The sequence below is a fragment of the Micromonospora sp. DT31 genome (assembly GCF_049841795.1).
Taxonomy (GTDB): Bacteria; Actinomycetota; Actinomycetes; order Mycobacteriales; family Micromonosporaceae; genus Micromonospora.
The window spans coordinates 290,743-312,614 of the sequence record NZ_JBNCKZ010000006.1; the positions used below are offsets into that span (position 1 = coordinate 290,743).

Consider the following 21,872-nt stretch of genomic DNA (forward strand, 5'->3'; position numbering starts at 1 on the left):
CAGTTCCCTCGGCGACCGGCCTAGGCGCCCCAGCAGAATGCGACGCGAGGAAGCGCCGCCAGTGCGAGCGGAGAAGACAGGCGTGACGATCCCGTACCCGAACTCCCAGCCGATGCCCGCCATCGCCGCAGTGACCCCGCCATCCGGCGCCGCCCGACCCCGGGTGACGTTCCTCGGCACCGGCTACCTCGGTGCGACCTACGCCATCTGCTACGCCGAGCTGGGCTACGAGGTGCTCGGTTTCGACGTCGACGCGGACAAGATCGCCAAGTTGAACGCGGGCCAGGTGCCGATCCACGAGCCCGGCCTCGACGAGTTGCTGCGCCGCAACCTGGCCGCCGGCCGGCTGCGGTTCAGCACCGACATCCAGGAGACCGCCGACTTCGGCGACGTGCACTTCATCTGCGTCGGCACCCCCCAGCGGGCCGACGGCATGGGCGCCGACCTGTCCTACGTCGAGGCCTCGGTGACCAACCTGGCCCAGCACCTGACCCGCAAGGCACTCATCGTCGGCAAGTCCACCGTGCCGGTGGGGACCGCGGAGTGGGTGGAGCAGCTGGTCGGCAAGCACACCAGGGACGACCTCGGCGTCGAGGTGGCGTGGAGCCCGGAGTTCCTCCAGGAGGGCTTCGCCGTCGACGACGTGCTGCGTCCGAACCGGATCGTGGTCGGGGTCAAGAGCGAGTGGGCCAACGGCATGCTCTTCGCCGCCCACAAGGGGGTCTTCGACCTGGCCGCCACCGAGGACCGCGAGGTGCCGCTGGTGGTCACCGACTTCGCCACCGCGGAGCTGGTCAAGGTCGCCGCGAACGCGTTCCTCGCCACCAAGATCTCGTTCATCAACGCGATGGCCGAGGTGTGCGAGGCCGCCGGCGGCGACGTCACCCAGCTCGCCCGTTCCATCGGCTACGACCCGCGCATCGGCAACCGGTTCCTGCAGGCCGGGCTCGGCTTCGGCGGCGCCTGCCTGCCGAAGGACATCCGGGCGTTCCAGGCCCGCGCCCAGGAGTTGGGCGCCGGTGAGGCGCTGCGCTTCCTGCACGAGGTCGACCTGATCAACCTGCGCCGCCGCAGCCGGGTGGTGCAGCTCGCCGCCGAACTGCTCGGCCGCCGCTCCGGGCCGGCCGGCCCGGACCTCTCCGGCACCCGGGTCGCGGTCCTCGGCGCCACGTTCAAGCCCAACACCGACGACGTACGCGACGCGCCCGCCCTCGCGGTCGCCGCGCTGCTCCGCAAGGCCGGCGCCGACGTGCACGTGTTCGACCCGCAGGGGATCGAGAACGCGCGCCGGGCGGTGCCCGAGCTGACGTACGAGGAGAACATGAACGACGCGGTACGCGGCGCCGACCTGGTGTGTGTGCTCACCGAGTGGGCCGAGTTCCGCAACGCCGACCCGGTCGCGCTCGGCGAACTGGCCAACGGGCGCAAGGTGGTCGACGGGCGCAACTGCCTGGACTCGACACTGTGGACGCAGGCGGGTTGGGAGTACCGGGGTCTGGGTCGCCCCTGACCCGTTGAGCGTCGGACCGGCCGGCCGGGAACCTTTCCCGCCCGGCCGGTCCTTATTGTTTCCCGGAACGCGCCGGCAACGGTCGAAATCCGGGCGCGCTCAGGGCATGCTGCCTCTGGGAGTTCCACAGTGCGGGGGCGCGGGCGGACGGGAGACTGTCGTGGAGAGCTTCAGGTGCGCTTCGTGCCGGCGGGACATCAAGCCTGCCGTGCGCTGCCCGCACTGCGGCGCCGAGCAGCCGCAGTGGGCTCAGCACCTGGTCGACATCGAACGCTCGATCGCCGAGATGAAGGCCCGCGACGCCGAGATCGCCCGGGAGCAGCGGCAGATCGCCGCCAAGATGCAGGCCGCACTCTTCCAGCGGGACATCCTGGCGCACGCCGGTGAGGAACGGACGCGGCAGGCCACCCGGACCCGCCGGGTGCTGCGTCGCCGTCCGGGCCGCCGCCCGCCCACCGCCGCCACCGGCGCCCCACCCCGGGTGCCCCGCCAGGGCGCCGCACCGCCGGGCACGGACGAACCACCCCCGTCGCCGCCGCGGGGCCGGCCGCGGTGGTTGGACGCCGACGACCCGGAACACCCGCCGGAGGCGTCCTCGCGGGAGGTGCAGAACATCCCGCTCGGGCTCGGCGCGCTGCTGCTCGCCGTGGCCGCGGTGGTGTTCGCCGCCGTCGCCACCAGTTCGATGGACGCGCTGGGCCGGCTCGCCGTGCTGCTGGTGGCGACCGCGTTGCTGCTACTCGCCCCGCCGGTGCTGGCCCGGCGAGGGCTCACCTCGACCGCCGAGACCATCGCCGCGGTCGGGTTGCTGCTGCTGCCGTTGGCCGGGTACGCGCTCTGGGCCGTCGACCGGATCGGCGGCGGGTCCTCGGGTGCCGCGTTCGCCGCGTCGATCTTCCTGGTCACCACCCTGGCCGCCCTCGGGTACGCGTACGGCACCGGCCTGCGCGCGCCCCGCTTCGCCGCCGTGCTGGCCGCCCAGCCGGTGCTGCCACTGCTGGCCTACGAACGGATCACCGGACCGGCCGGCTGGGCGTTGGTGCTCACCATGGTGGCGGTGCTGGACCTGGTGCTGGTCCGCTCGACGGTGACACGTGAACGGCCGGTGCGCCAAGATCTGCCGACCACCGCGCCGCAGCGGCCCGACCCGCCCCGGCAACGCGCCCACGACGACCGGCCCGAGTCGGCCCCGGAGGAGTCCGCCGAGGTGCTCGGTGGCCAACCGCCGCCGGGCCCGACCGCCGCCACCGCCCGACCGGTGCCCTGGCTGCCCGAGCTGACCTGGCTGCTGCACGGCGCGGCGGTCGCGGTGGCGCTGGCGTACGCGGTCACCGCCCTGCTGCGCGCCACCACCGTGCCGCCGGCCGCGGGCGCGGGCTCGGCGCTGCTGCTCGCCGCGCTGGTCGCCCTGGCCGGGACGTTGCTGGTGCGCCGGCCGCCGCTGCCGGACGTGGGCGCCGGCATCCTCACCCTGGCGGTGATCGGCGCGCTCGGCCGGGTCGCCTCGGTGGCCCTGCCGGGCCGGTCGTTGCTGCCCATCGCCGCGGTCATCGCGCTCACCGGGCTCGCCGTCCGCGCCGTGCCGGAATCGGCCCGGCGGGGCCCGCAGATCGCCTCCGCGGTGGCGTTGACGGTCAGCGGCCTGGTGGTCGCCGGCGGGGCGTTGCGGGCGGGACTGGCCCCGGTGCGGGCGTCCCTGCCGGCCTGGTCGGCCGACCTGAGCGGGTGGCACGCGGAACTGGCGCGGGCGGTCGGTCCGACCGGATGGCAGCTCGCCGCGAGCGCGCTGCTGCTCACCGTCGCCGCGATCATCGCGCTGCCGCCGGAGATCCGGCGCGAGTTCGCGGTGGTCGGCGCCGCCCTCACCGCGCTCGCCGTGCCGGCCTCCCTCGGTCTGGGATGGGCGGCGGCCTGCTGGCCGATGCTGCTGACCGCGGTCGCCGTCGGCGTGCTCGGTCTCACCGCCGGCACCGAACGCGCCGCCGTGGTGCACGCGGTCACCGCGGGCGCGTTGGGCCTGATCGGCGCCGGCGCCGCGCTCGCCCGGCCAGGGCTGACCGCCGCCGCGCTGACCGTGCTCTTCCTGGCCGGGGCGCTGGTCTCCCTCGCGCCGCGGGTCCGGCTCGCCGCCGCTGCCACCGAGACCGTCTCCGCCTGGGCGGCCGGTGGTGCCGCGTTCGCGCTGCCCGGCGCCGTCGCCGCGTTCGTCGCCGCCACCGTGCCGACCCCGCCGGTCGCCACCCCGGCGAACCTGCGCGAGATCACCGTGCCGATCCTCGCGGCGAGCTTCCTCGGCGTCTGCGTCACGCTCGGCTACGCCGCCCTGGTGCAGGTGGCGCAGCGGCACCTGAGCATGCCGCACGCGCTCGGCACGGTGGCCGGGGCGGTGGCCGTCGCCGCCGCCGGGTTCGGCGCGCCCGGCGCCACCTCGGCGGACGCCTGGCTGGGCGGCCTGCTGCTGATCGCCGCCGCGCTGCTGGCGTTGGCCCCCCGGATCGACGCCGGGCGCCGCGCCGACATGTCCCTGGACGGCTCCGACCTGGCCCTCGCCGCGACCACGGTGGCGCTCGTCGCCACGATGGCCCGGATCGCCGCGGTGCTCGCCCCGGGCGGCCAGCTCGTGGTGGCCTCCGCGCTGGTGCTGCTGGTGGCGGTGGCCGCGCGGGCACTGCCCGAGGAGTGGCGACGCGGCCCGATCCTCGGCATCGCGGCCGGCGGCACGCTCATCGGCCTGATCGCCGGCTGGAGCGCGGGGCGTGGCGGGCTCGGCGTGCTGGCCACTCCCGGCCCGATCTGGGCCGGCGACCTGAGTGGCTGGCCGGCCGCGCCCACCGGCGGGTCGACCTGGCAGGCACCGGTCGCGTTGGTGCTGCTGGCGGTGACCGCCGCCATCCTGTTGCCGGCGCCCTGGAAGTACGACATCTCCGGCGCGGCCGTCGTGCTGGCCACCGTCGCCACGCCCGCCGCGTTCGACCTGCCTTGGTGGTCCCCGGTGCTGGTGGGCGCCATGGTCGCCACGGTCTACGGGGTGGCGGCGGTGTCCGCCGTGGACCCCCGGGCGGCGTTGTCCCGGGCCACCGTGGCGGGCGTGGTCGCGTTGCACGCGGCCGGCGCCGGTCTGGTGCGGCCGTGGACCACCGCGCTGGCGCTGGGCAGCATCGCGTTGATCGGGGTGACCGTGGCCGCGCTGGCTCGGGTGTTCGCGCCGGCGCAGGTCGACGACGTCCGTACCGAGGGCATGCCGCCGCACCTGGTGCAGGTGGGTGGCGCGGCGGCCGGGGCGGCGCTGCTGGCGCTGCCCGGCGCGGTGGCCGCCATGTCCGCCGAGTTCGGCCGCCCGTCGCAGGTGGTGCTGACCGCCTCGCTGGCCGCCGCAAGTCTCGGACTGGCCGCGGTCGCGGCGGTTCGCCGTCAGGTGCCGCAGTACCTGCCGTACGCGAGCGTTGCCGTGGTCGGCGCGGCCACCATCACGGCCGCCGCCGCGCTCTGGGTAGACCTGCCCGCCGGGGTGTTCGCCGCCGCCGCGGCGCTGCTCGGCGTGCTCGCCGAACTGGTACGGGCCGCCACCGTCCCACCTGCCGGCTCGGGTCGGCCGGTCCGCCGCTGGACCGTGCTGCTCAACGGCGCGCTACGCCGCGAACCGGACGAACCCGAGCTGCGCTGGCGGGTCAGCCCGGCGGCCGGCGCGCTGGCCGCCGCGGCGTTGCCCGTCGCGCTGGCACTGGCCACGCTGGCGCCGTCGCTCGTGGTGGCGCTGTTCTCGCCGTACGGGGCGCTGAGCCGGGTGTGGCAGGGGGCGCCGCCGGAGCTGCTGACCCCGCCGCCGGAGGCGGTGAACCCCACCCACGTGCTCACCGCGCTTCTGCTGACCTTGACGGCTGCGCTGGCCGCCACCGGGTTCAGCGGTGGTCGCCGGTCCCGTGCGGTGCCGGTGATCCTGCCCGGTGCGGCGCTGACCATGCTGATCGCGCCGGTCGCCCTGGGCCAGGGCTGGCCGGTGACCGCCCTGGCCGCGCTCGTGGTGTTCACCTTCTCGATGCTCGGGCTGGCGCTGACCCCACCACCGGCGCTCGCCGAGCCGGCCCGGTCGATCCGGGTCACCCGGGTGCTGGTCTTCGCGATCGGGCTGGCCGCCGGCGGCGCCGGGCTGTGCGGCGGCCTGGCCGCCCGCGACCTGACGCTGTTGACGCTCGGCGGCGCGGTCGGGGTGGGCACCGTCGCCGCGCTGTTCGGCACCACCCAGCGGGCCCGCATCCTGGGCTGGCTGTTCGGCTCGCTGATGGCCCAACTGTTCGTGCTCACGCTCGGCCTGGTGTCCGGGCTGGCCGCGGTCTGGTCCGCCTTCGGCGTGCTCGCGGTCGGCGCCGCCCTGCAGGTGTTCGCCGCCACGCTGCCCCGGCTGCGCCGGCCTGAGGCGTACCGGGAGGCGGCCACCGTCGAGTGGAGCGGCTTCGGGGCGGCGCTCATCGCGCTGGCCCTGGCGTACGACTCTCCGCGGCACATCGCCGCGTTGCTGGCCGCCTGGGGGGCGGTCCTCGGGGTCGCGGCCACCCGTCCGGGGCGCCGCCCGATGGAACGCAACCTGCTGTTCTGGGCGGTGGTGGCCTGCGAGATCAGCGCCTGGTGGATCCTGATGCGGGTGGCCGACGTGGCGTTGCCGGAGGCGTACACGCTGCCGTTCGCCGCGCTCGCCCTGCTGGTCGGGGTGTTGCAGCTGCGCCACCGGCCCGACCTGTCGAGCTGGGTGGCGTACGGGCCGGCGCTGGTCACCGCGTTCCTGCCGACGCTGGCGATCGTGGTGGCCACCGAGTCCAGCATGCTGCGTCAGGTGCTGCTGCTGCTCGGGGCCGTCGCGGTGCTGATCTTCGGTTCGAGCAGCCGCCAGCAGGCGCCGGTGATCGTGGGCGCCACGGTGACCGCGATCGCCGCGGTGCACGCGCTGTTCAGCCTCGGCCCGTGGCTGGTGCTGATCCCGGTCGGCATCGTCCTGCTGGTGCTGGGCGCGAGCAACGAACGCCGCCGCCGGGCCCAGGAGCGCCTGCAGACCGCGCTGCGCGGAATGCGATGAGTACCGGCTCGCAGCACATCCGGCCGGCGCGACGTCCCTCGGCGGCTCGGCCTCGCACGGTCCGAGACACCCGGCCCGACCGGCGCAGTTCGGTGACAGTCCGTGTCGACGGTCCGCGCCGGGTCGGTGCCCCTCGTCCGCCTTTGCTCTGCACCCACGGACGCAGCAGTCACCCGTCGTGATGAGGATTCTCGTCGCGTCATCTGCGAGGCAGCGCCGCGCCACAGGTCAACTGCGTGCTGCGTCGATGGCTGCAGAGCAAAGGCGGCGGAGGGCATCCTCACGCACCGCCCCGATCGGTCGCTCTGAGTGACTGCCCGGTAGAAACACGTGGAGTGACGAGGTCAGGCCAGCGACGCCCGCAACGCGGCTTCCTTCTCGGCGACCAGATCCTCCAGGCCCGCCTGGTAGGCGACCATCTTCTCGCGCAACGCCGCGTCGGAGGCGCCCAGGATGCGCACGGCGAGCAGGCCGGCGTTACGGGCGTTGCCGATGGACACGGTGGCGACCGGCACCCCGGCCGGCATCTGCACGATGGACAGCAGCGAGTCCATGCCGTCCAGGTACTTCAACGGCACCGGGACGCCGATCACCGGCAACGGGGTGACCGAGGCGACCATGCCGGGCAGGTGGGCCGCCCCACCCGCGCCCGCGATGATCACCCGGACACCACGCTCGGCGGCGGTCCGACCGTACTCGATCATCTTGACCGGGGTGCGGTGCGCCGAGACCACACCGACCTCGTAGGGCACGCCGAACTCGTCGAGCGCCTCGGCCGCGGCCCGCATGGTCGGCCAGTCCGAGTCACTGCCCATGATCAGCCCGACGCTGCTCATTGTTGCCCCTCCCGGAGCCAGCGGGCGGCAAGCGCCGCCCGGGCCCGCACGTCGGCCAGGTCGTTCCCGAGCGCCGTGACGTGCCCGATCTTGCGGCCTGGGCGGATCTGCTTGCCGTACAGGTGGACCTTGGCGCCGGGGTCGGCGGCGAACAGGTGGTGCAGCCGTTCGTCGATCGACATCCCGCCCGGCTCCCCGCCGAGCACGTTCGCCATCACCACGACCGGCGCGGTGAGCGAGGTGTCGCCCATCGGGTAGTCGAGCACCGCCCGCAGGTGCTGCTCGAACTGCGACGTCCGCGCCCCCTCGATGGTCCAGTGCCCCGAGTTGTGCGGCCGCATGGCCAGCTCGTTGACGACCAGCCCGGCCGGCGTGTCGAACAGCTCCACCGCGAGCAGGCCGACCACACCGAGCGCGGTGGCCAGGTCGATGGCGAGCTGCTGGGCGGCGACCGCCTGCTCCTCGGCCAGGTCGGGCGCCGGCGCCAGCACCTCGACGCAGATGCCGTCGCGCTGCACCGTCTCCACCACCGGGTACGCCGCGACCTGCCCGAACGGCGACCGTGCGACCTGCACGGCCAGCTCCCGGCGCAGCGCCACCCGCTCCTCGACCAGCAGCGGCGTGCCGCCGTCGAGCAGCGTCGCGGCCAGTTCGGCGGCCTGGTCGGCGTCGTCCACCATCCGGACGCCCCGGCCGTCGTAGCCGCCCCGGGCGGCCTTGAGCACCACCGGCCAGCCGGTCTCCCCCCCGAAGGCGATCAGGTCGGCCGGGGACTCCACCGGACGCCAGGCCGGGTTCGGGGCGCCCAACTCGCCGAGCCGCTCCCGCATCACCCGCTTGTCCTGCGCGTGCACGAGCGCGTCGGCCGGCGGGAACAGCTTCACACCCTCGTCGGTGAGCGTGCGGATGTGCGCGTCGGGCACGTGCTCGTGGTCGAACGTGACCACGTCGCAGCCCTTCGCGAACGTGCGAAGGGCGGCCAGGTCGGTGTGGTCGCCGTACTGGACGTCGGCGGCGACGAGCGCCGCGCCGTCCTCCGGGGCGAGAGCCAGCACGCGCAGCGACTGGCCGAGTGCGATGGCGGCCTGATGGGTCATCCGGGCCAGTTGGCCGCCACCCACCATGCCCACGACGGGAAGACCGGTACGGGAGTCCATAGCGCCGCCAGCCTATAAGGGCCGCCCCCGGGCCGGGCCGCGAGGGCGGCGGTCCCGGGGGCACGGCCGAGGCTCAGCCGAGCTGCGCCACGAGGTCCTCGACGGTGGTCACCGGCCGCTGGCAGACGAAGCCCCGACACACGTACGCGGTGGGCCGCCCGTCGACGAGCGACCGCCCGGCCAGCAGCGGCACACCGGGCTGGTCGGGTGCGCCGGCCACCACCACCGCACCGGGCGGGGCGTGCCGGCGTGCGGCGGCCACCAGCGGGTCACCCGCCGGGTCGTCGGTGGCCACCGCGATCTCGTACGGCCCGGACAGCAGCGCCTCGCCGGCCGTGGCCGCGTACCCGGTGAACCGGGCATGGCGGTCGACGATCGGCGCGACCGTCGACAGCGTCTTCTCCGCCGCCTCCCGGTAACGGGTCTCCCCGGTCAGCGCCGCGTACGCCACAAGCGCCGCGACGATCGCCGAGCGGCCGGACGGGGTGGCATTGTCGGTGGGGTCGGCCGGCCGGGTGACCAGGCGCTCGGCGTCGTCGGCGGTGTCGTAGAAGCCGCCGTCCGACGCGGCGAAGCGGGCCAGCGCCACGTCGAGCAGCTCACCGGCCAGGGTCAGCCACCGTCCCTCGCCGGTGAGCTGGTGCAGCGCGCAGAACGCCTCGGCCACGCAGCCGTAGTCCTCCAGCACCCCCGCCGGCTCGCCGACGGCCTTGTCCCGGGACACCCGGCGCAGCCGGCCGTCCACCAGGTGCACCGCGGCCAGGTGTTCGGCCGCGTCGCGCATCGCGCCCTCGGAGACGATGAGCACGCCGTCCATCAGGTTCGCGTCCTCGTCGCCGGCGGACACCAGAAGCGCTGCGACCTGCTGGAACTCGGCGATGGCGGTGATCGCGAGACCGTTCCAGGCGGCCACGACCTTGTCGTCGCGGGCCGGTTGCGGGCGGGTGTCGCGGGCCGCCAGCAGCCGCCCCACCACGTCCTGCCAGCGGGCCCGCACCGCCGGGTCGGCGTCGTCGACGTCCCGGGCCAGCCGCAGCACGCTCGTGCCGTGCTCGAACGTGCCGCCCTCGGTGACCTCGAACAGGTCGGCGGCGAAGCGGCCGTCGTCCTCCCCCAGTACCTCGACCAGTTGGGCCGGCGTCCAGACGTAGGTGAGCCCCTCCACGCCGCCGGTGTCCGCGTCCAACGCGGAGGTGAAACCCTCCCCGGCACGGTGCATCTCGTCGGCGAGGAAGCGCGCGGTGTCCCGGGCCACCCGGCGGGCCAACCGGTCGCCGGTGAGCCGCCACAGCTGGGTGTAGACCCGCAGCAGCAACGCGTTGTCGTAGAGCATCTTCTCGAAGTGCGGCACGGTCCAGTGGCCGTCCACCGAGTAGCGGGCGAAACCGCCGGCGAGCTGGTCGTTCAGGCCACCGCGGGCCATCGCCTCGCAGGTGTGCCGGACGATCTCCAGGCTCCGCGTCGAGCCGGTGCGCTGGTGGTGCCGGAGCAGGAACAGCAGATTCATGTGCGGCGGGAACTTCGGCGCGCCGCCGAACCCGCCGTTCGTCTCGTCGTACTCCCGGGCGAGCTGACCGGCGGCACCGTCGAGCAGTTCGGCGGTGAGCGGGGCGGTCACGCCGCCGACGGCCTGCGCGCCGCCGATCGCCTCGACCACGGCCGCGCCCTGACGCAGCACCGCCTCCCGCTGGTCACGCCAGGCGGTGGCGACCGACCCGAGCAGCCGGACGAAGTTGGCGCGGGGGAAGTACGTGCCGCAGAAGAACGGCGTGCCGTCCGGGGTGGCGAAGACCGTCATCGGCCAGCCGCCCTGCCCGGTCATCGCCTGCGTGGCGGTCATGTAGACCGCGTCCACGTCGGGGCGTTCCTCCCGGTCGACCTTGACGCAGACGAAGTCGTCGTTCATGAGCCGGGCCACCGCCTCGTTCTCGAACGACTCGTGGGCCATCACGTGGCACCAGTGGCAGGCCGCGTAGCCGACGGAGATGAGCACCGGCACGTCACGCCGCTTCGCCTCGGCGAACGCCTCCTCGCACCAGGGCCACCAGTCGACCGGGTTGTCCGCGTGCTGGAGCAGATAGGGCGAGGTGGCCTCGGCGAGTCGGTTCACCACCCGACCCTAGCCGCCACCCGGGCCCGCCGCCGCCGGTGCGGCCCGGTCAGGAGGCGCCGTCGGCGCGCAGCGGAAACACGTTGCCCCGGGCCGCGTCCCGCAGTGACCCGAGCACCGCGGCGATCTTGTCGGCCGGCATCGGCTTGAAGAAGTGGTAACCCTGGGCGGCGGTGCAGCCCAACTCGGCCAGCGCGCTGCGCTGCTCGGCGGTCTCCACGCCCTCCGCCACCACCCGCAGCCCCAGCTCGTGCGCGAGCCCCACGGTGGTCCGGACGATCGCCGCCGCCTCCGGCGAGTCGGCCATCCGGAGCACGAAGGACCGGTCCACCTTCAGCTCGTCCACCGCGATCCGGGTGAGGAACGTCAGCGAGGAGAAGCCGGTGCCGAAGTCGTCGACGGCGAGCTGCACACCCATGGCACGCAGCGTGGCCAACACCTCGTCGATGACCTCCAGCTCGCTCATCACCACGGTCTCGGTGATCTCCAGGACCAGGCGGTGCGGCGGGACCTGGTGGCGGCGCAGCGCGTCGGCGATCTCGGCGGGCAACCGCGGGTCGAGCAGGCTGCGCGCCGACAGGTTCACCGAGATCGGGACGTCCAACCCGTCCCCGGCCCAGCTCGCCGCCACGGCCAGCGCCTTGTCCAGCACGTACCGGGTGAAGGTGCCGAGCTGTTCGCTGTTCTCCACCGGGCGGATGAAATCGGCCGGGCCGAGCCAGCCCCGGCGCGGGTGCCGCCAGCGGATCAGCGCCTCCACCCCGGTCGGCGCTCCGGTGGCCAGATCCACCGCCGGCTGCAACGCCAGCACCAGCTGGTCGTCGGCGGCCAGGGCCTCCCGCAGCTCCGCGAGCAACGCCAGGTGGTCGGTGCTCGCCGCGTCCCGGGAACTGTCGTACGTGGCGACGCTGCCGCCGCCCTCCTTCGCCTGGTACATGGCGATGTCGGCGCGCCGCAGCAGCTCGGTCAGGTCGGCGGCCCCCGCGTCGGCGACGACCACGCCGACGGCCACCTCGACGGACATCCGCACCCCGGCCACCTCGGTCGGGACGGCGAGGCGCTCGGCGACCTCCCGGGCCTGACGCAGCGCGTACGCCAGCGGGGCGGCCCGGTCCCCGACCATCGGCGCCGAGGTCAGCAGCAGCGCGAACTCGTCACCCCCGAGGCGCCCGAGCAGGTCGCCGGCGCGGGTGAGGGCGGCCAGCCGATCGGCGGTGAGCCGCAGCAACTGGTCGCCGGCGGAGTGCCCCAGGGTGTCGTTGACCTCCTTGAACTGGTTCACGTCGAGCAGCAGCAGGGCCACCGGGTGGTCGTGCGGGCGCTGCCGCAACGCCTGGTCGCCCTTGGCCAACAGCGCCGCCCGGTTGAGCAGGCCGGTGAGCTGGTCGTGCACCGCCTCGTACGACGAGCGGGCGGTGACCAGCCGCAGTTCCCGGTGGGTGGCCGCGTCGTGCAGGGCGGCGGCCAGGGCGTCGCCGAACGCCGCCACGCCGTCGCGTTCCCGGGCACTGGGCGGGGCGGACCGGGCGAACCGTACGCGCAGCCGCCCGACCTCGGTGGTGCCCACGGCCAGCCGCCGCACCAGTTCGTGCCCACCGGTGTCGGCGGGCGTCGCGGGTTCCGTCTCCAGGTCGTGCACCGGTCCCCCGCGGTCGGCCCGGTAGCGCCGCCAGTGCCCCTCGCCGCGGGCCACGTCGACCTCGACCCGTTCGGCGCCGAACAGCGTGAGCGCACCGGTCACGGCGGCGGTCGCCACGCCGCGTTCGTCGAGCCGGTTGAGCGCGGCGGTGGCTTCGGCGAACGCCCGCCAGGTCCGCCGCTCCTGGTCGGCCCGCAGCCGGTGCCGGTAGGTCTGCTGGAGCAGCCAGAGCGGCGGCGGCAGGAGCAGCAGCCAGCGCGGGTCGAGTTCGAGCAACGCGACCACCGCCAGGCCGACCGCCACGTTGCCGACGAACATGGGCAGCTTGCCGCGCAGCGCGGCGAGCAGCGGCGGCCCGATCGGCATGCCGTGCCGCAGGGCCAACGTGGCGGCGCCCAGCACGGCGGTGGTGAGGAGGTAGGTGACCGCGCCGACGCTGAGCGCCAGGGCCAGCTCGAAGGTGGGTGCGGCGAGCAACGGCCGGCCCAGGGCACCGGCGACGGCTGCGGCGAGCGCGGCGGCGATGGTGAGCGAACCGATGATCCGCACCAGCTCCGGCACCGGACGGCGGTCGGCGGCCAGTGACATCACGATCCAGGCGGCGCCCGCCCCGAGCAGTGCCGCCGCCGGCAGCCAACCGGTCGGCACCAGCCACAGGCAGATGACGAGCGCGGCCTCGCCCCAGGTGATGCTGACCATGCCGGAGGCGGCGCGGAACCGCAGCCGGGCGAGCTGGGCAACGGCGAACACGACTGCGGCGAGGCCGAACCGCGCCGGACCGGACGGCGGGTGGCCCGCCGGCAGGTGCTCGGCGACGGTGAGACCCCACACGGCGGCCAGCAACCCGGTGAGCGCGATCGCGACGGTCAGCACGACGACGGGCACCGGTGTGTCGCGCGGCCCGGCCCGGCCCGGCGGGCGGTCGGTCGACTCGGAGGTCACGTGGCCGCCCCGTCGACGGGTCGACCCGGGGCACGGTCGGGGGTCGTGGCTGACTCCGACATCGGCGCCCCCTTCCGCCCAGGGTCCGGGGCCTGACGGTCCCCCCGGCGGAAGGCTAAGCCAAAGCCGGTGGCCGCAACAGGGGGCGACGACCGGCTTCGACGTGATTCACGTGGTGTTCAGCTGTTCCGATGCTGCTGAGGGCCCGTGGGGGAGTTCGTGGGTGAATCCTGCGCGTCGGCCCCGTCTGTCGGATCGGAGACGGTGGACTGGACCCGCTCCGGGCCGCCCTGCTGCGGGAAGCGGTCGGGCAGCCGGCGCAGCCGGGCGTTCATGTTGCGGATCAGCAGGACGGTGACGGTGGCCAACGCGACGATGAGGAAGAGGCCCATCGGCCCGGCCAGACCACCCGTACGGGTGTCACCGAAGTTGTTCTCCGCGAGCACCTGGGCGGTGGTCAGCATGGTGTTCCTCCGATGTGCGGCTGGCCACCAGGGTAGCCCTCGGCCCGGTCAGTGGGCACGGCACGCCTCCCGCACGCCCGCGAAGAGGTCGGACTCGGGCACCGGGCTGTCCACCAGCGAGCGGGCGAGCTGGAAGTCCTCCGTCGGCCAGGCGCGCTGCTGCACCTCCATCGGCACCTGGAACCAGAAGCCGTCCGGGTCGATCTGGGTGGCGTGGGCGCGCAGCGCGTCGTCGCGGACCGGGAAGTAGTCGGCGCACTCGACCCGGGTGGTGACCCGGGCGCCCTTGTCGGGGCGATCTTCCCAGCGCTTCATCCAGTCGCCGTAGGGCGATTCGAGTCCGGCGGCGAGCACCGCCTCGTGCAGGCTCATGATCTTGGCGCGGGAGAAGCCCACGTCGTAGTAGAGCTTCAGCGGCTGCCACGGCTCGCCCAACTCCGGGTAGCGCTCCGGGTCGCCGGCCGCGTCGAACGCCGCCACCGTGACCTTGTGGGTCATGATGTGGTCGGGGTGCGGGTAGCCGCCCTCCTCGTCGTACGTGGTGACGACGTGCGGACGGAACTGCCGCATCAGCCGCACCAACGGCGCGGCGGCGACGTCCACGTCCTGAAGGGCGAAGCAGCCCTCCGGCAGCGGCGGCAACGGGTCGCCCTCGGGCAGCCCCGAGTCGACGAAACCGAGCCACGCCTGCTCGACGCCGAGGATGGCCCGGGCGGCGTCCATCTCGGCACGCCGGATGTCCCCGATGGCGGCCCAGACGTCGGGCCGGTCCATCTTGGGGTTGAGCACACTGCCCCGCTCACCGCCGGTGGCTGTGACGACCAGGACGTCCACCCCCTCGGCGACGTATTTCGCCATGGTGGCGGCGCCCTTGCTCGACTCGTCGTCGGGATGGGCGTGCACCGCCATGAGACGTAGCTGCTCTGCCACCTTCGGCACTCCTCGTCTGGTGCCCGCCGGACGACCGCCACGATCGACCGGCTGACCTGCCGGAATCTTCCCCCGCCCGGGCGAGAGCCCCCGTGGTGACAGGTCGGGACCGCCCCCGGCGGTGACCAGGGCCACGCCGGTCGGTCGAAGCCGACCTGCCATCCTTGACTCAGCACCGGGCTGGGAAGATGGACCTAGCCATTCTTGCCGATACCGCCGACAACAACGCCAGGAGATAGCCGCCGGTGAGCGAGACGCACGCCACAGTCGCCGCGCAGTCGCCGGCCTTCCCGCCCGGCCGGTACGGCCGACGCCGGGAGCCGGGACGCCGCCGGCCGGTCCTGCTCGCTCTGCTGGTGGCGGTCCTGCTGGCCGGCCTCGGACTGGCCGCGACGAAGCTCTACCAGCAGTACGGCGACCCGGAGTACCGGGGCGAGATGATCAGCTACACCGACATCACCGACTCCGGGGTGGTGGTCGACTTCCGGGTCACCGTGCCGCCGGGCGGCACCGCCACCTGCCTGCTGCGGGCCCGCACCCACGACGGCGCCGAGGTGGGCCACGCCGAGGCCACCGTGACCGCCGAGCCCGGCCAGCGTCACGTCCGGACCCGGCACGAGGTACCCACCACCGCCCGGCCGTTCATCGGCGAGGTGGTGCGCTGCCGCCCGGCCGGCTGACCCGCACCACCGGCCCTCCACCCCGCACCCCTCGCCGGCGCCCGGGGCGTTCGCTCACACCCCGACGCGAACGGCACTGGTAACCTCGGATGTTCACCTGTCAGCCAGTCCGCACAACCGAGGAGATCGCCTGTGTCCACCCAAGGAAACGAGGCGCCCGCCACCTGGCTGTCCCAGGAAGCCCACGACCGCCTGCAGGCAGAGCTCGACGAGCTGATCGCCAACCGGACGGTCATCGCCGCCGAGATCAACGCCCGGCGCGAGGAGGGTGACCTGCGGGAGAACGGCGGCTACCACGCCGCCCGCGAGGAGCAGGGCAAGGCCGAGGGCCGCATCCTCTACCTCAAGGAGCTGCTGCGCACCGCGAAGGTGGGCGAGGCCCCGACCACCGACGCGGTGGCGCCGGGCATGGTCGTCACGATCTACTTCGACGACGACGCCGACGACAGCGAGCAGTTCCTGCTCGGCTCCCGGGAGATCTCCGCCACCACCGACCTCACCGTCTACAGCCCCGAGTCCGCTCTCGGCCGGGCGATCCTCGGCGGCAAGGCCGGACAGACCTGCACCTACACGGCACCCAGCGGGGCCGACATCAAGGTGACGATCGTTTCCTTCGAGCCGTACAGCGGCTGACACCCCTCCGGACCCGCGCCGGACGGCTCGGGTCCGACCCGACCGAGGCTGACAGACTCCTCGGACCCGTGCCACCCACGTCGACGCCCCGACCGGGACCACCCGGCCGGGGCGTTCGCGTACCGGTGCGGGCTCAGCCCTCGCCCGTGAACACCACCTGGTAGCCGCTGGCCCGCAACGCGCCGATGAGCGTGTCCGAGTGCGCCACCCCGCGGGTCTCCACCGACAACGCCACCTCCACCTCGCCGAGCCGCAGGTGCGGATGCGCCCGCTGGTGCACCACGTCCACCACGTTGGCCCGATGCTCGGCGATCTCGCCGAGCAGCGACGCGAGCTGCCCGGGGCGATCCGAGCAACGCACGGTGATCCGCAGGAACCGACCGGCCGCCGCCAGCCCGTGTTCGATCACCCGGAGCATCAGCAACGGGTCGATGTTGCCGCCGGAGAGCACCGCGACCACCGGCGCGGTCACCTCCACCACACCGGCCAGCAGCGCCGCCACGCCGACCGCGCCGGCCGGTTCGACCACCTGCTTGCCCCGTTCCAGCAGCATCAGCAACGCCCGGGAGATGTCCTCCTCGGAGACCGTGACCACGTCGTCGACGAGCTTGCGGACATGGGTGAAGGTCAACTCGCCGGGACGGCCGACGGCGATCCCGTCGGCGATCGTCGCGAACGACGGCAGACGCAGCGGCTCGCCGGCCCGCAGCGAGGGCGGGAAGGCCGCGGCGCTCGCCGCCTGGACCCCGATCACCCGTACGTCCGGACGCAGCGCCTTGGCGGCCACCGCGATGCCCGAGATCAGCCCGCCACCGCCGACCCCGGTCACGATGGTGCGCACCTCCGGGCACTGCTCCAGGATCTCCAGCGCCACGGTGCCCTGGCCGGCGATGACGTCGGCGTGGTCGAACGGGTGGATGAGCACCGCCTCGGTCCGCTCCGCGAACGCCTGCGCCGCGACCAGCGCCTCGTCCACCGTGTTGCCGACCAGTTCGATCTGTGCGCCGTACCCCTTGGTCGCGGCGACCTTCGGCAGCGGCGCGTTCACCGGCATGAAGACGGTGGCGTGCGCGCCGAGCAGCCCGGCGGCGAGCGCCACCCCCTGGGCGTGGTTGCCGGCGCTCGCCGCGACGACGCCGCGGGCCCGTTCCTCGGCGGAGAGCCGGGAGATCCGCACGTACGCGCCGCGCACCTTGTACGACCCGGCGCGTTGCAGGTTCTCGCACTTGAGCCAGACCGGCCCGCCCAGCGCGGCGCTGAGCGGCCGGGAGGGCTCCAGCGGGGTGGTCCGGGTGACACCGGCGAGCAGTTCCCGCGCGGCCTGTACGTCGGCGAGGCCGACCAGTTCCGTCATGCCCCGATCGTGCCACCCGCCCCGGGTGCGGGCCGCGCCGACGCCGTCGACGACCGTTCCCTCCGGCTGGCGGGCGCCGGTGTCACGCGGCGGCCGGCGACCCCGTTCCGACGCGCGGGTAGCCGGGGGCGTGCCGGGCCCACGGCGCCTGCATCTCGAACTCGCCGGCCACGCCGAGCAGCAGCAGCTCGGAGCCGGGCGGGCCGACGAACTGCACGCCCACCGGCAGCCCGTCCGGGCGGCGGCCGACCGGCACCACGATCGCCGGCAGGCCAGCGATGTTCCACGGCGCCGCGTACGGGGCGTACCGGATGTTCGTCGACATGTTCGCCAGCCAGGACCGCCCAGACCAGCCGGCGGCCTCCGGCGGCGGCCCGGCCAGCGCCGGGGTGAGCAGCAGGTCGACGGAGTTGTCGGCGAAGAAGTTCACCGACCGCTCGCGCCAGGCCGCCCGGTCGGATTCGCGGACGTACCCGCGGCGGTGCGCCCACTCGCCGAGGGCGACGTGCCGGCGGCTGCGCCGCTGGAGCTGGCGCGGCGCCACCCCGGCCGCGCGCACGTCGGCTGCCGCCGCCGCGAACCAGGTGGCGATGCCCTGCAGGCCGAGCCGGGTCGGGTAGACCGGGTCGGTGGGCACGGTGTCGTGGCCGGCTGCGGCCAGCAGCCGGCCGGCGGCGGCGACCGCGTCCCGGTTGGGCGCGTCCGCGGACACACCGCGCACCGGGGAACGCAGTGACACACCCACCCGCAGCCGGGGCGGCGGGGCCAGCTTGTCCGGCCGGCGCCCGGCCAGCACCTCGAAGCCGACCACCGCGTCGGCCACCGTGCTGGTCAGCATGCCGTGCTCGGTGAGGCCGAACCAGTCGTCCGCGCCGAGCTGGCAGGGCACCACGCCGCGGCCGGGCTTGAGGCCGACCAGGCCGCAGCAGGCCGCCGGGATGCGGATCGAGCCGAGACCGTCGTTGCCGTGCGCCATCGGCACCAGCCCGGCGGCCACCGCGGCGGCCGCGCCGCCGGAGGAGCCGCCGGGGGTACGCGTCAGGTCCCACGGGTTGCGGGTCACCCCGCTGTCGTCGTCGGTGAGCGCCCACAGGCCCAGCTCCGGCATCCGGGTGGCCCCGAGGATCACCGCGCCCGCACCGCGCAGCCGGCGGACCACCTCGTGGTCGGCCTCCGCCACCGCGGTACGCATCGCGGCCGACCCGTTCCAGGTGGGCAGCCCGGCCACCGGCGTGTTCTCCTTCACCGCGACCGGCACCCCGGCCAGCGGCAGGTTCGCCAGTTCCTCCTGCTCGTCGACCTTCTCCGCCTCGGTGATCGCCTCGCCGCCGCGCACCGTGCGGAACGCGGCCAGCTCACCGTCCACCCGGCTCAGGTGGTCCAGGTGGTCGGCCACCACCTGGGTGGCGGATACGTCGCCGCGGCGTACTCCGCGGGCGATCTGTTTGGCGGTCGCCCCCACCCAGGTCGTCGGCAAGATGTCCGGCACTGCCACCCTCCCCGTCCAGCGGTCAGCCCAGGGCCTGCTCCAGATCGGTGAGCAGGTCGTCGGCCGTCTCGATGCCGACAGACAGTCGCACGAGATCGCCGGGAACTTCAAGCGGCGAGCCGGCAGCGCTGGCGTGTGTCATCCGACCCGGGTGCTCGATCAGGGACTCGACGCCGCCGAGCGACTCGGCGAGCACGAACAACCGGGTCCGGTTGCAGATCTCGACGGCGTGTTCCTCCCCGCCCGCCGCGCGGAACGAGATCATGCCGCCGAAGCGGCGCATCTGCTTCGCGGCCACGTCGTGTCCCGGGTGCGACGGCAGGCCCGGGTAGATGACCTGGGCGACCTTGGCGTGCCCGTCCAGGAACGCCGCGATCCGCTCGGCGTTGTCGCAGTGCCGGTCCATCCGTACCCCGAGGGTCTTGATGCCGCGCAGGGTGAGCCAGGCGTCGAACGGCCCGTTGACCGCGCCGAGGGCGTTCTGGTGGTAGCGCAACTCCTCGCCGAGCGTCCGGTCCGCGGCGACGAGCGCGCCGCCGACCACGTCGGAGTGCCCGCCGACGTACTTGGTGGTGGAGTGCACCACCACGTCCGCGCCGAACGCGATCGGCTGCTGCAGGTACGGCGAGGCGAACGTGTTGTCGACCACCAGCAGCGCGCCCGCGTCGTGTGCCACCGCCGCGAGCGCGGCGATGTCGGCGATGCCGAGCAGCGGGTTGGTGGGCGTCTCCACCCAGACGATCCGGGTGACGCCGGGGCGGATCGCCGCGCGCACGGCGTCCGGGTCGGACACCTTCGCCGGGGTGTACGCCAACCCCCAGCGCTCGGCCACCTTGGCGAACAGGCGGTAGGTGCCGCCGTACGCGTCGTCCGGGATCACCACGTGGTCGCCCGGCTTGCAGAGGGCACGCAGCAGGGTGTCCTCGGCGGCCAGGCCGCTGGCGAAGGCGAGCGCCACCGGGCCGCCCTCCAACGCGGCCAGGCACTCCTGCAACGCGTCCCGGGTCGGGTTGCCGGAGCGGCTGTACTCGTAGCCCTCACGGGGCGCGCCGACGGCGTCCTGGGCGTACGTGCTGGTCTGGTAGATCGGCGGGATCACCGCGCCGGTGCGGGCCTCCGGGTCCTGACCGGCGTGGATGGCGAGTGTCTCGAAGCCCTGGCTCATTCCCGAGACGTTAGTCCGCCCGCCCGCCCGGTCGCCGGCAGCCCGACCAGATGGACGGTCTTCCCGCCGACGAGGTGCGGACGACCGGCTTGTCGGGTGACCGCCGTCGGTCGTCCGGACCTAACCTGGGTCGATGAGCGGGTGCGTGTTCTGCGGGATCCTGGCCGGCGAGGTGCCGGCCTTCGTGGTGGCCGACGAGCCGGACGGGTTCGCGTTCCTGGACACCCGGCCGGTGTTCAAGGGGCACGTGCTGGTGGTGCCCCGCACCCATCTGGTGACGCTGGCCGACCTGCCGGGCGACGCGCTGCCCGGCTACTTCCGGCTGGTGCAGCGGATCACGGTGGCCGTGGAGGCCGGTCTGGGCTCCGGCGGCACCTTCGTGGCGATGAACAACCGGGTGTCCCAGTCGGTTCCGCACCTGCACACCCACGTGGTGCCCCGCACGAAGGGCGACGGGCTGCGCGGCTTCTTCTGGCCGCGTACCCGCTACGCCGACGACGCCGAGGCGGCGGACTTCGCCGCCCGTATCTCGGCGACGCTGGCCTGAGGTCGACGCCTGCGGGTAAGGATCCGGGGACCGGCGCTGTTGCACACGCTGGGAAAGCCAAGAGAGGAGTCCCACCGTGTTCCTCCGCCGCATGAAGGCCGAAATGATCACTCCGGACCAGGCCCTGCCGGGCCGTCCGATCGCCATGCCGATCGCCGACCGGCACGAGGTGCTGCCGTCCTCGCTGAAGGGTCCGTTCCCCGGGGGCGCGCAGGTCGCCGTCTTCGGGATGGGCTGCTTCTGGGGTGCCGAGCGGCTGTTCTGGACCCTCCCCGGCGTGCTCACCACGTCCGCCGGCTACGCGGGCGGGTACACCACCAACCCCACGTACGAGGAGGTCTGCTCGGGCATGACCGGGCACGCCGAAGTGGTCCAGGTGGTCTACGACCCGTCGAAGATCGCCTACGCCGACCTGCTCAAGGTCTTCTGGGAGAACCACGACCCGACCCAGGGCATGCGCCAGGGCAACGACGTGGGCACGCAGTACCGCTCGGTGATCTACACCACCACCGACGAGCAGCTCGCCGAGGCCAAGGCGTCCCGGGACGCGTTCGCGCCGATCGTGGCGCGCGCCGGCAAGGGCGAGATCACCACGGAGATCGCCCCGCTTGGTGACTACTACTTCGCCGAGGACCTCCACCAGCAGTACCTGGCCCCGACGAAAAATCCGGGCGGTTATTGCAACCACGGCCCGAACGGCATGACCTGCCCGGTGGGCGTGGCGAAGACGGCCTGACCTGCCGTAGCGCTGGCGCGGGTCCCCGGATCCGCGCCAGGCTCCGTCACACCGCGAGCCCAGTGGGGCGTGACGCCCCTCCGACCGAGCCGAGGACCGACTCGACAACAATTTGGTCATGGGTATCAGTGCGAGACTGACGGACTATCACGGCGCTACCGTCGATGCGGTGGCAGGGCACGACATCAACGAGCTGGTCGAGGCAGCACGCGAGCGATCTTGTCCCATGCTCGGCTATGTCGACGAGTACGGCGACACGCGGTTCAACGTCGTCCAGATGCAGTTGCTGATCCCGGAGCTTGAGTCGCTTGAGAGCGCCGGGTCCGAGGCGGTACGGGCCACGGCGGCCGCTCTGCTCAAGTTGGCCCGCCAGGTTCCGCTCCGACCCCACCGATACCTGCTGTTCCTCGGCGACTAGATGCCCCACAATCCGCTCGGCGGTGGACGCGGCCCGCACCGAAGCACTACACCGCTCGCCAGGATCGAAAAACCCGAACGGTTACTGCAACCACGGGCCGAACGGCATGACCTGCCCGGTGGGTGTGGCCAAGACGGCCTGATTCCGGCACAGCGCTGGTGCGGGTCTGCGGATCCGCGTCAGCGCTGACTTGG

At 73.9% G+C, this 21,872-nt stretch carries 16 protein-coding genes and 1 pseudogene; 8 read left to right on the top strand and 9 right to left on the bottom strand.

Annotated features, from left to right (window positions below):
- Positions 1–82 precede the first annotated feature (82 nt).
- Positions 83–1,510, top strand: a complete 1,428-nt coding sequence (locus ACLQ2X_RS13465; protein ID WP_425681332.1) for a UDP-glucose dehydrogenase family protein — start codon at positions 83–85, stop codon at positions 1,508–1,510.
- 160 nt (positions 1,511–1,670) lie between these two features.
- The gene (locus tag ACLQ2X_RS13470; RefSeq protein ID WP_425681333.1) at positions 1,671–6,578 is read left to right on the top strand and encodes an SCO7613 C-terminal domain-containing membrane protein; all 4,908 of its coding nucleotides are present in this window, start codon (positions 1,671–1,673) and stop codon (positions 6,576–6,578) included.
- 344 nt (positions 6,579–6,922) lie between these two features.
- Here the strand turns inward: ACLQ2X_RS13470 and purE are convergent, their stop codons facing one another.
- From purE to mca, 6 genes are all read right to left on the bottom strand, one after another.
- The gene (gene purE, locus ACLQ2X_RS13475) at positions 6,923–7,414 is read right to left on the bottom strand and encodes a 5-(carboxyamino)imidazole ribonucleotide mutase (protein ID WP_425681334.1); all 492 of its coding nucleotides are present in this window, start codon (positions 7,412–7,414) and stop codon (positions 6,923–6,925) included.
- Complete coding sequence (locus tag ACLQ2X_RS13480; protein WP_425681335.1) at positions 7,411–8,571, bottom strand: 5-(carboxyamino)imidazole ribonucleotide synthase; 1,161 nt, start codon at positions 8,569–8,571, stop codon at positions 7,411–7,413. The genes purE and ACLQ2X_RS13480 overlap by 4 nt, the downstream gene beginning before the upstream one ends.
- Before the next feature lie 73 nt (positions 8,572–8,644).
- Positions 8,645–10,681 carry a thioredoxin domain-containing protein gene (locus tag ACLQ2X_RS13485; RefSeq protein WP_425681336.1) on the bottom strand — a complete coding sequence of 679 codons (2,037 nt, stop codon included), beginning with the start codon at positions 10,679–10,681 and terminating at the stop codon, positions 8,645–8,647.
- A 49-nt stretch (positions 10,682–10,730) separates the two neighbouring features.
- Positions 10,731–13,262 (bottom strand): putative bifunctional diguanylate cyclase/phosphodiesterase, encoded by a 2,532-nt coding sequence (locus tag ACLQ2X_RS13490; RefSeq protein WP_425681337.1) that lies wholly within the window; start codon positions 13,260–13,262, stop codon positions 10,731–10,733.
- Positions 13,263–13,441: 179 nt separating this feature from the next.
- Entirely contained in the window at positions 13,442–13,726 is a 285-nt protein-coding gene (locus ACLQ2X_RS13495) for a hypothetical protein (protein WP_425681338.1), read from the bottom strand.
- Positions 13,727–13,774: 48 nt separating this feature from the next.
- The gene (mca, locus tag ACLQ2X_RS13500; RefSeq protein WP_425681339.1) at positions 13,775–14,656 is read right to left on the bottom strand and encodes a mycothiol conjugate amidase Mca; all 882 of its coding nucleotides are present in this window, start codon (positions 14,654–14,656) and stop codon (positions 13,775–13,777) included.
- A gap of 245 nt (positions 14,657–14,901) precedes the next feature.
- Between mca and ACLQ2X_RS13505 the strand changes: the two genes are divergently transcribed.
- Positions 14,902–15,336: a DUF4307 domain-containing protein gene (locus ACLQ2X_RS13505; protein WP_425681340.1), complete on the top strand. Its 435-nt coding sequence runs from the start codon at positions 14,902–14,904 to the stop codon at positions 15,334–15,336.
- A gap of 132 nt (positions 15,337–15,468) precedes the next feature.
- Entirely contained in the window at positions 15,469–15,969 is a 501-nt protein-coding gene (greA, locus tag ACLQ2X_RS13510; RefSeq protein ID WP_425681341.1) for a transcription elongation factor GreA, read from the top strand.
- Positions 15,970–16,102: 133 nt separating this feature from the next.
- Here the strand turns inward: greA and ilvA are convergent, their stop codons facing one another.
- The 3 genes from ilvA to ACLQ2X_RS13525 all read right to left on the bottom strand — a co-directional run bounded on the left by ilvA (position 16,103) and on the right by ACLQ2X_RS13525 (position 19,977).
- Positions 16,103–17,323: a threonine ammonia-lyase gene (gene ilvA, locus ACLQ2X_RS13515; protein WP_425681342.1), complete on the bottom strand. Its 1,221-nt coding sequence runs from the start codon at positions 17,321–17,323 to the stop codon at positions 16,103–16,105.
- Between the two features lie 82 nt (positions 17,324–17,405).
- A complete protein-coding gene (locus ACLQ2X_RS13520; RefSeq protein ID WP_425681343.1) occupies positions 17,406–18,818 on the bottom strand; it encodes an amidase in 1,413 nt (470 codons plus the stop codon).
- Between the two features lie 16 nt (positions 18,819–18,834).
- On the bottom strand, positions 18,835–19,977 hold the full coding sequence (locus tag ACLQ2X_RS13525) for a cystathionine gamma-synthase (RefSeq protein WP_425681344.1): 1,143 nt from the start codon (positions 19,975–19,977) through the stop codon (positions 18,835–18,837).
- 133 nt (positions 19,978–20,110) lie between these two features.
- Here ACLQ2X_RS13525 and ACLQ2X_RS13530 point away from each other — a divergent pair, with 133 nt between their 5' ends.
- From ACLQ2X_RS13530 to ACLQ2X_RS13545, 4 genes and pseudogenes are all read left to right on the top strand, one after another.
- Positions 20,111–20,524, top strand: coding sequence for an HIT family protein (locus ACLQ2X_RS13530; RefSeq protein WP_425681345.1), 414 nt, complete (start codon positions 20,111–20,113; stop codon positions 20,522–20,524).
- 76 nt (positions 20,525–20,600) lie between these two features.
- On the top strand, positions 20,601–21,260 hold the full coding sequence (gene msrA / locus ACLQ2X_RS13535) for a peptide-methionine (S)-S-oxide reductase MsrA (protein WP_425681346.1): 660 nt from the start codon (positions 20,601–20,603) through the stop codon (positions 21,258–21,260).
- A 169-nt stretch (positions 21,261–21,429) separates the two neighbouring features.
- Positions 21,430–21,678 (top strand): hypothetical protein, encoded by a 249-nt coding sequence (locus tag ACLQ2X_RS13540; protein ID WP_425681347.1) that lies wholly within the window; start codon positions 21,430–21,432, stop codon positions 21,676–21,678.
- A gap of 64 nt (positions 21,679–21,742) precedes the next feature.
- Positions 21,743–21,820, top strand: a pseudogene (locus tag ACLQ2X_RS13545) (peptide-methionine (S)-S-oxide reductase MsrA); the annotation flags it as partial.
- Between the last annotated feature and the right edge of the window lie 52 nt (positions 21,821–21,872).

Coding starts and splice junctions, on each gene's coding strand:
- purE (WP_425681334.1), bottom strand. CDS start 7,414: ATGAGCAGCGTCGGGCTGATCATGGGCAGTGACTCGGACTGGCCGACC.
- ilvA (WP_425681342.1), bottom strand. CDS start 17,323: ATGACGGAACTGGTCGGCCTCGCCGACGTACAGGCCGCGCGGGAACTG.
- ACLQ2X_RS13495 (WP_425681338.1), bottom strand. CDS start 13,726: ATGCTGACCACCGCCCAGGTGCTCGCGGAGAACAACTTCGGTGACACC.
- ACLQ2X_RS13530 (WP_425681345.1), top strand. CDS start 20,111: ATGAGCGGGTGCGTGTTCTGCGGGATCCTGGCCGGCGAGGTGCCGGCC.
- ACLQ2X_RS13525 (WP_425681344.1), bottom strand. CDS start 19,977: ATGAGCCAGGGCTTCGAGACACTCGCCATCCACGCCGGTCAGGACCCG.
- ACLQ2X_RS13480 (WP_425681335.1), bottom strand. CDS start 8,571: ATGGACTCCCGTACCGGTCTTCCCGTCGTGGGCATGGTGGGTGGCGGC.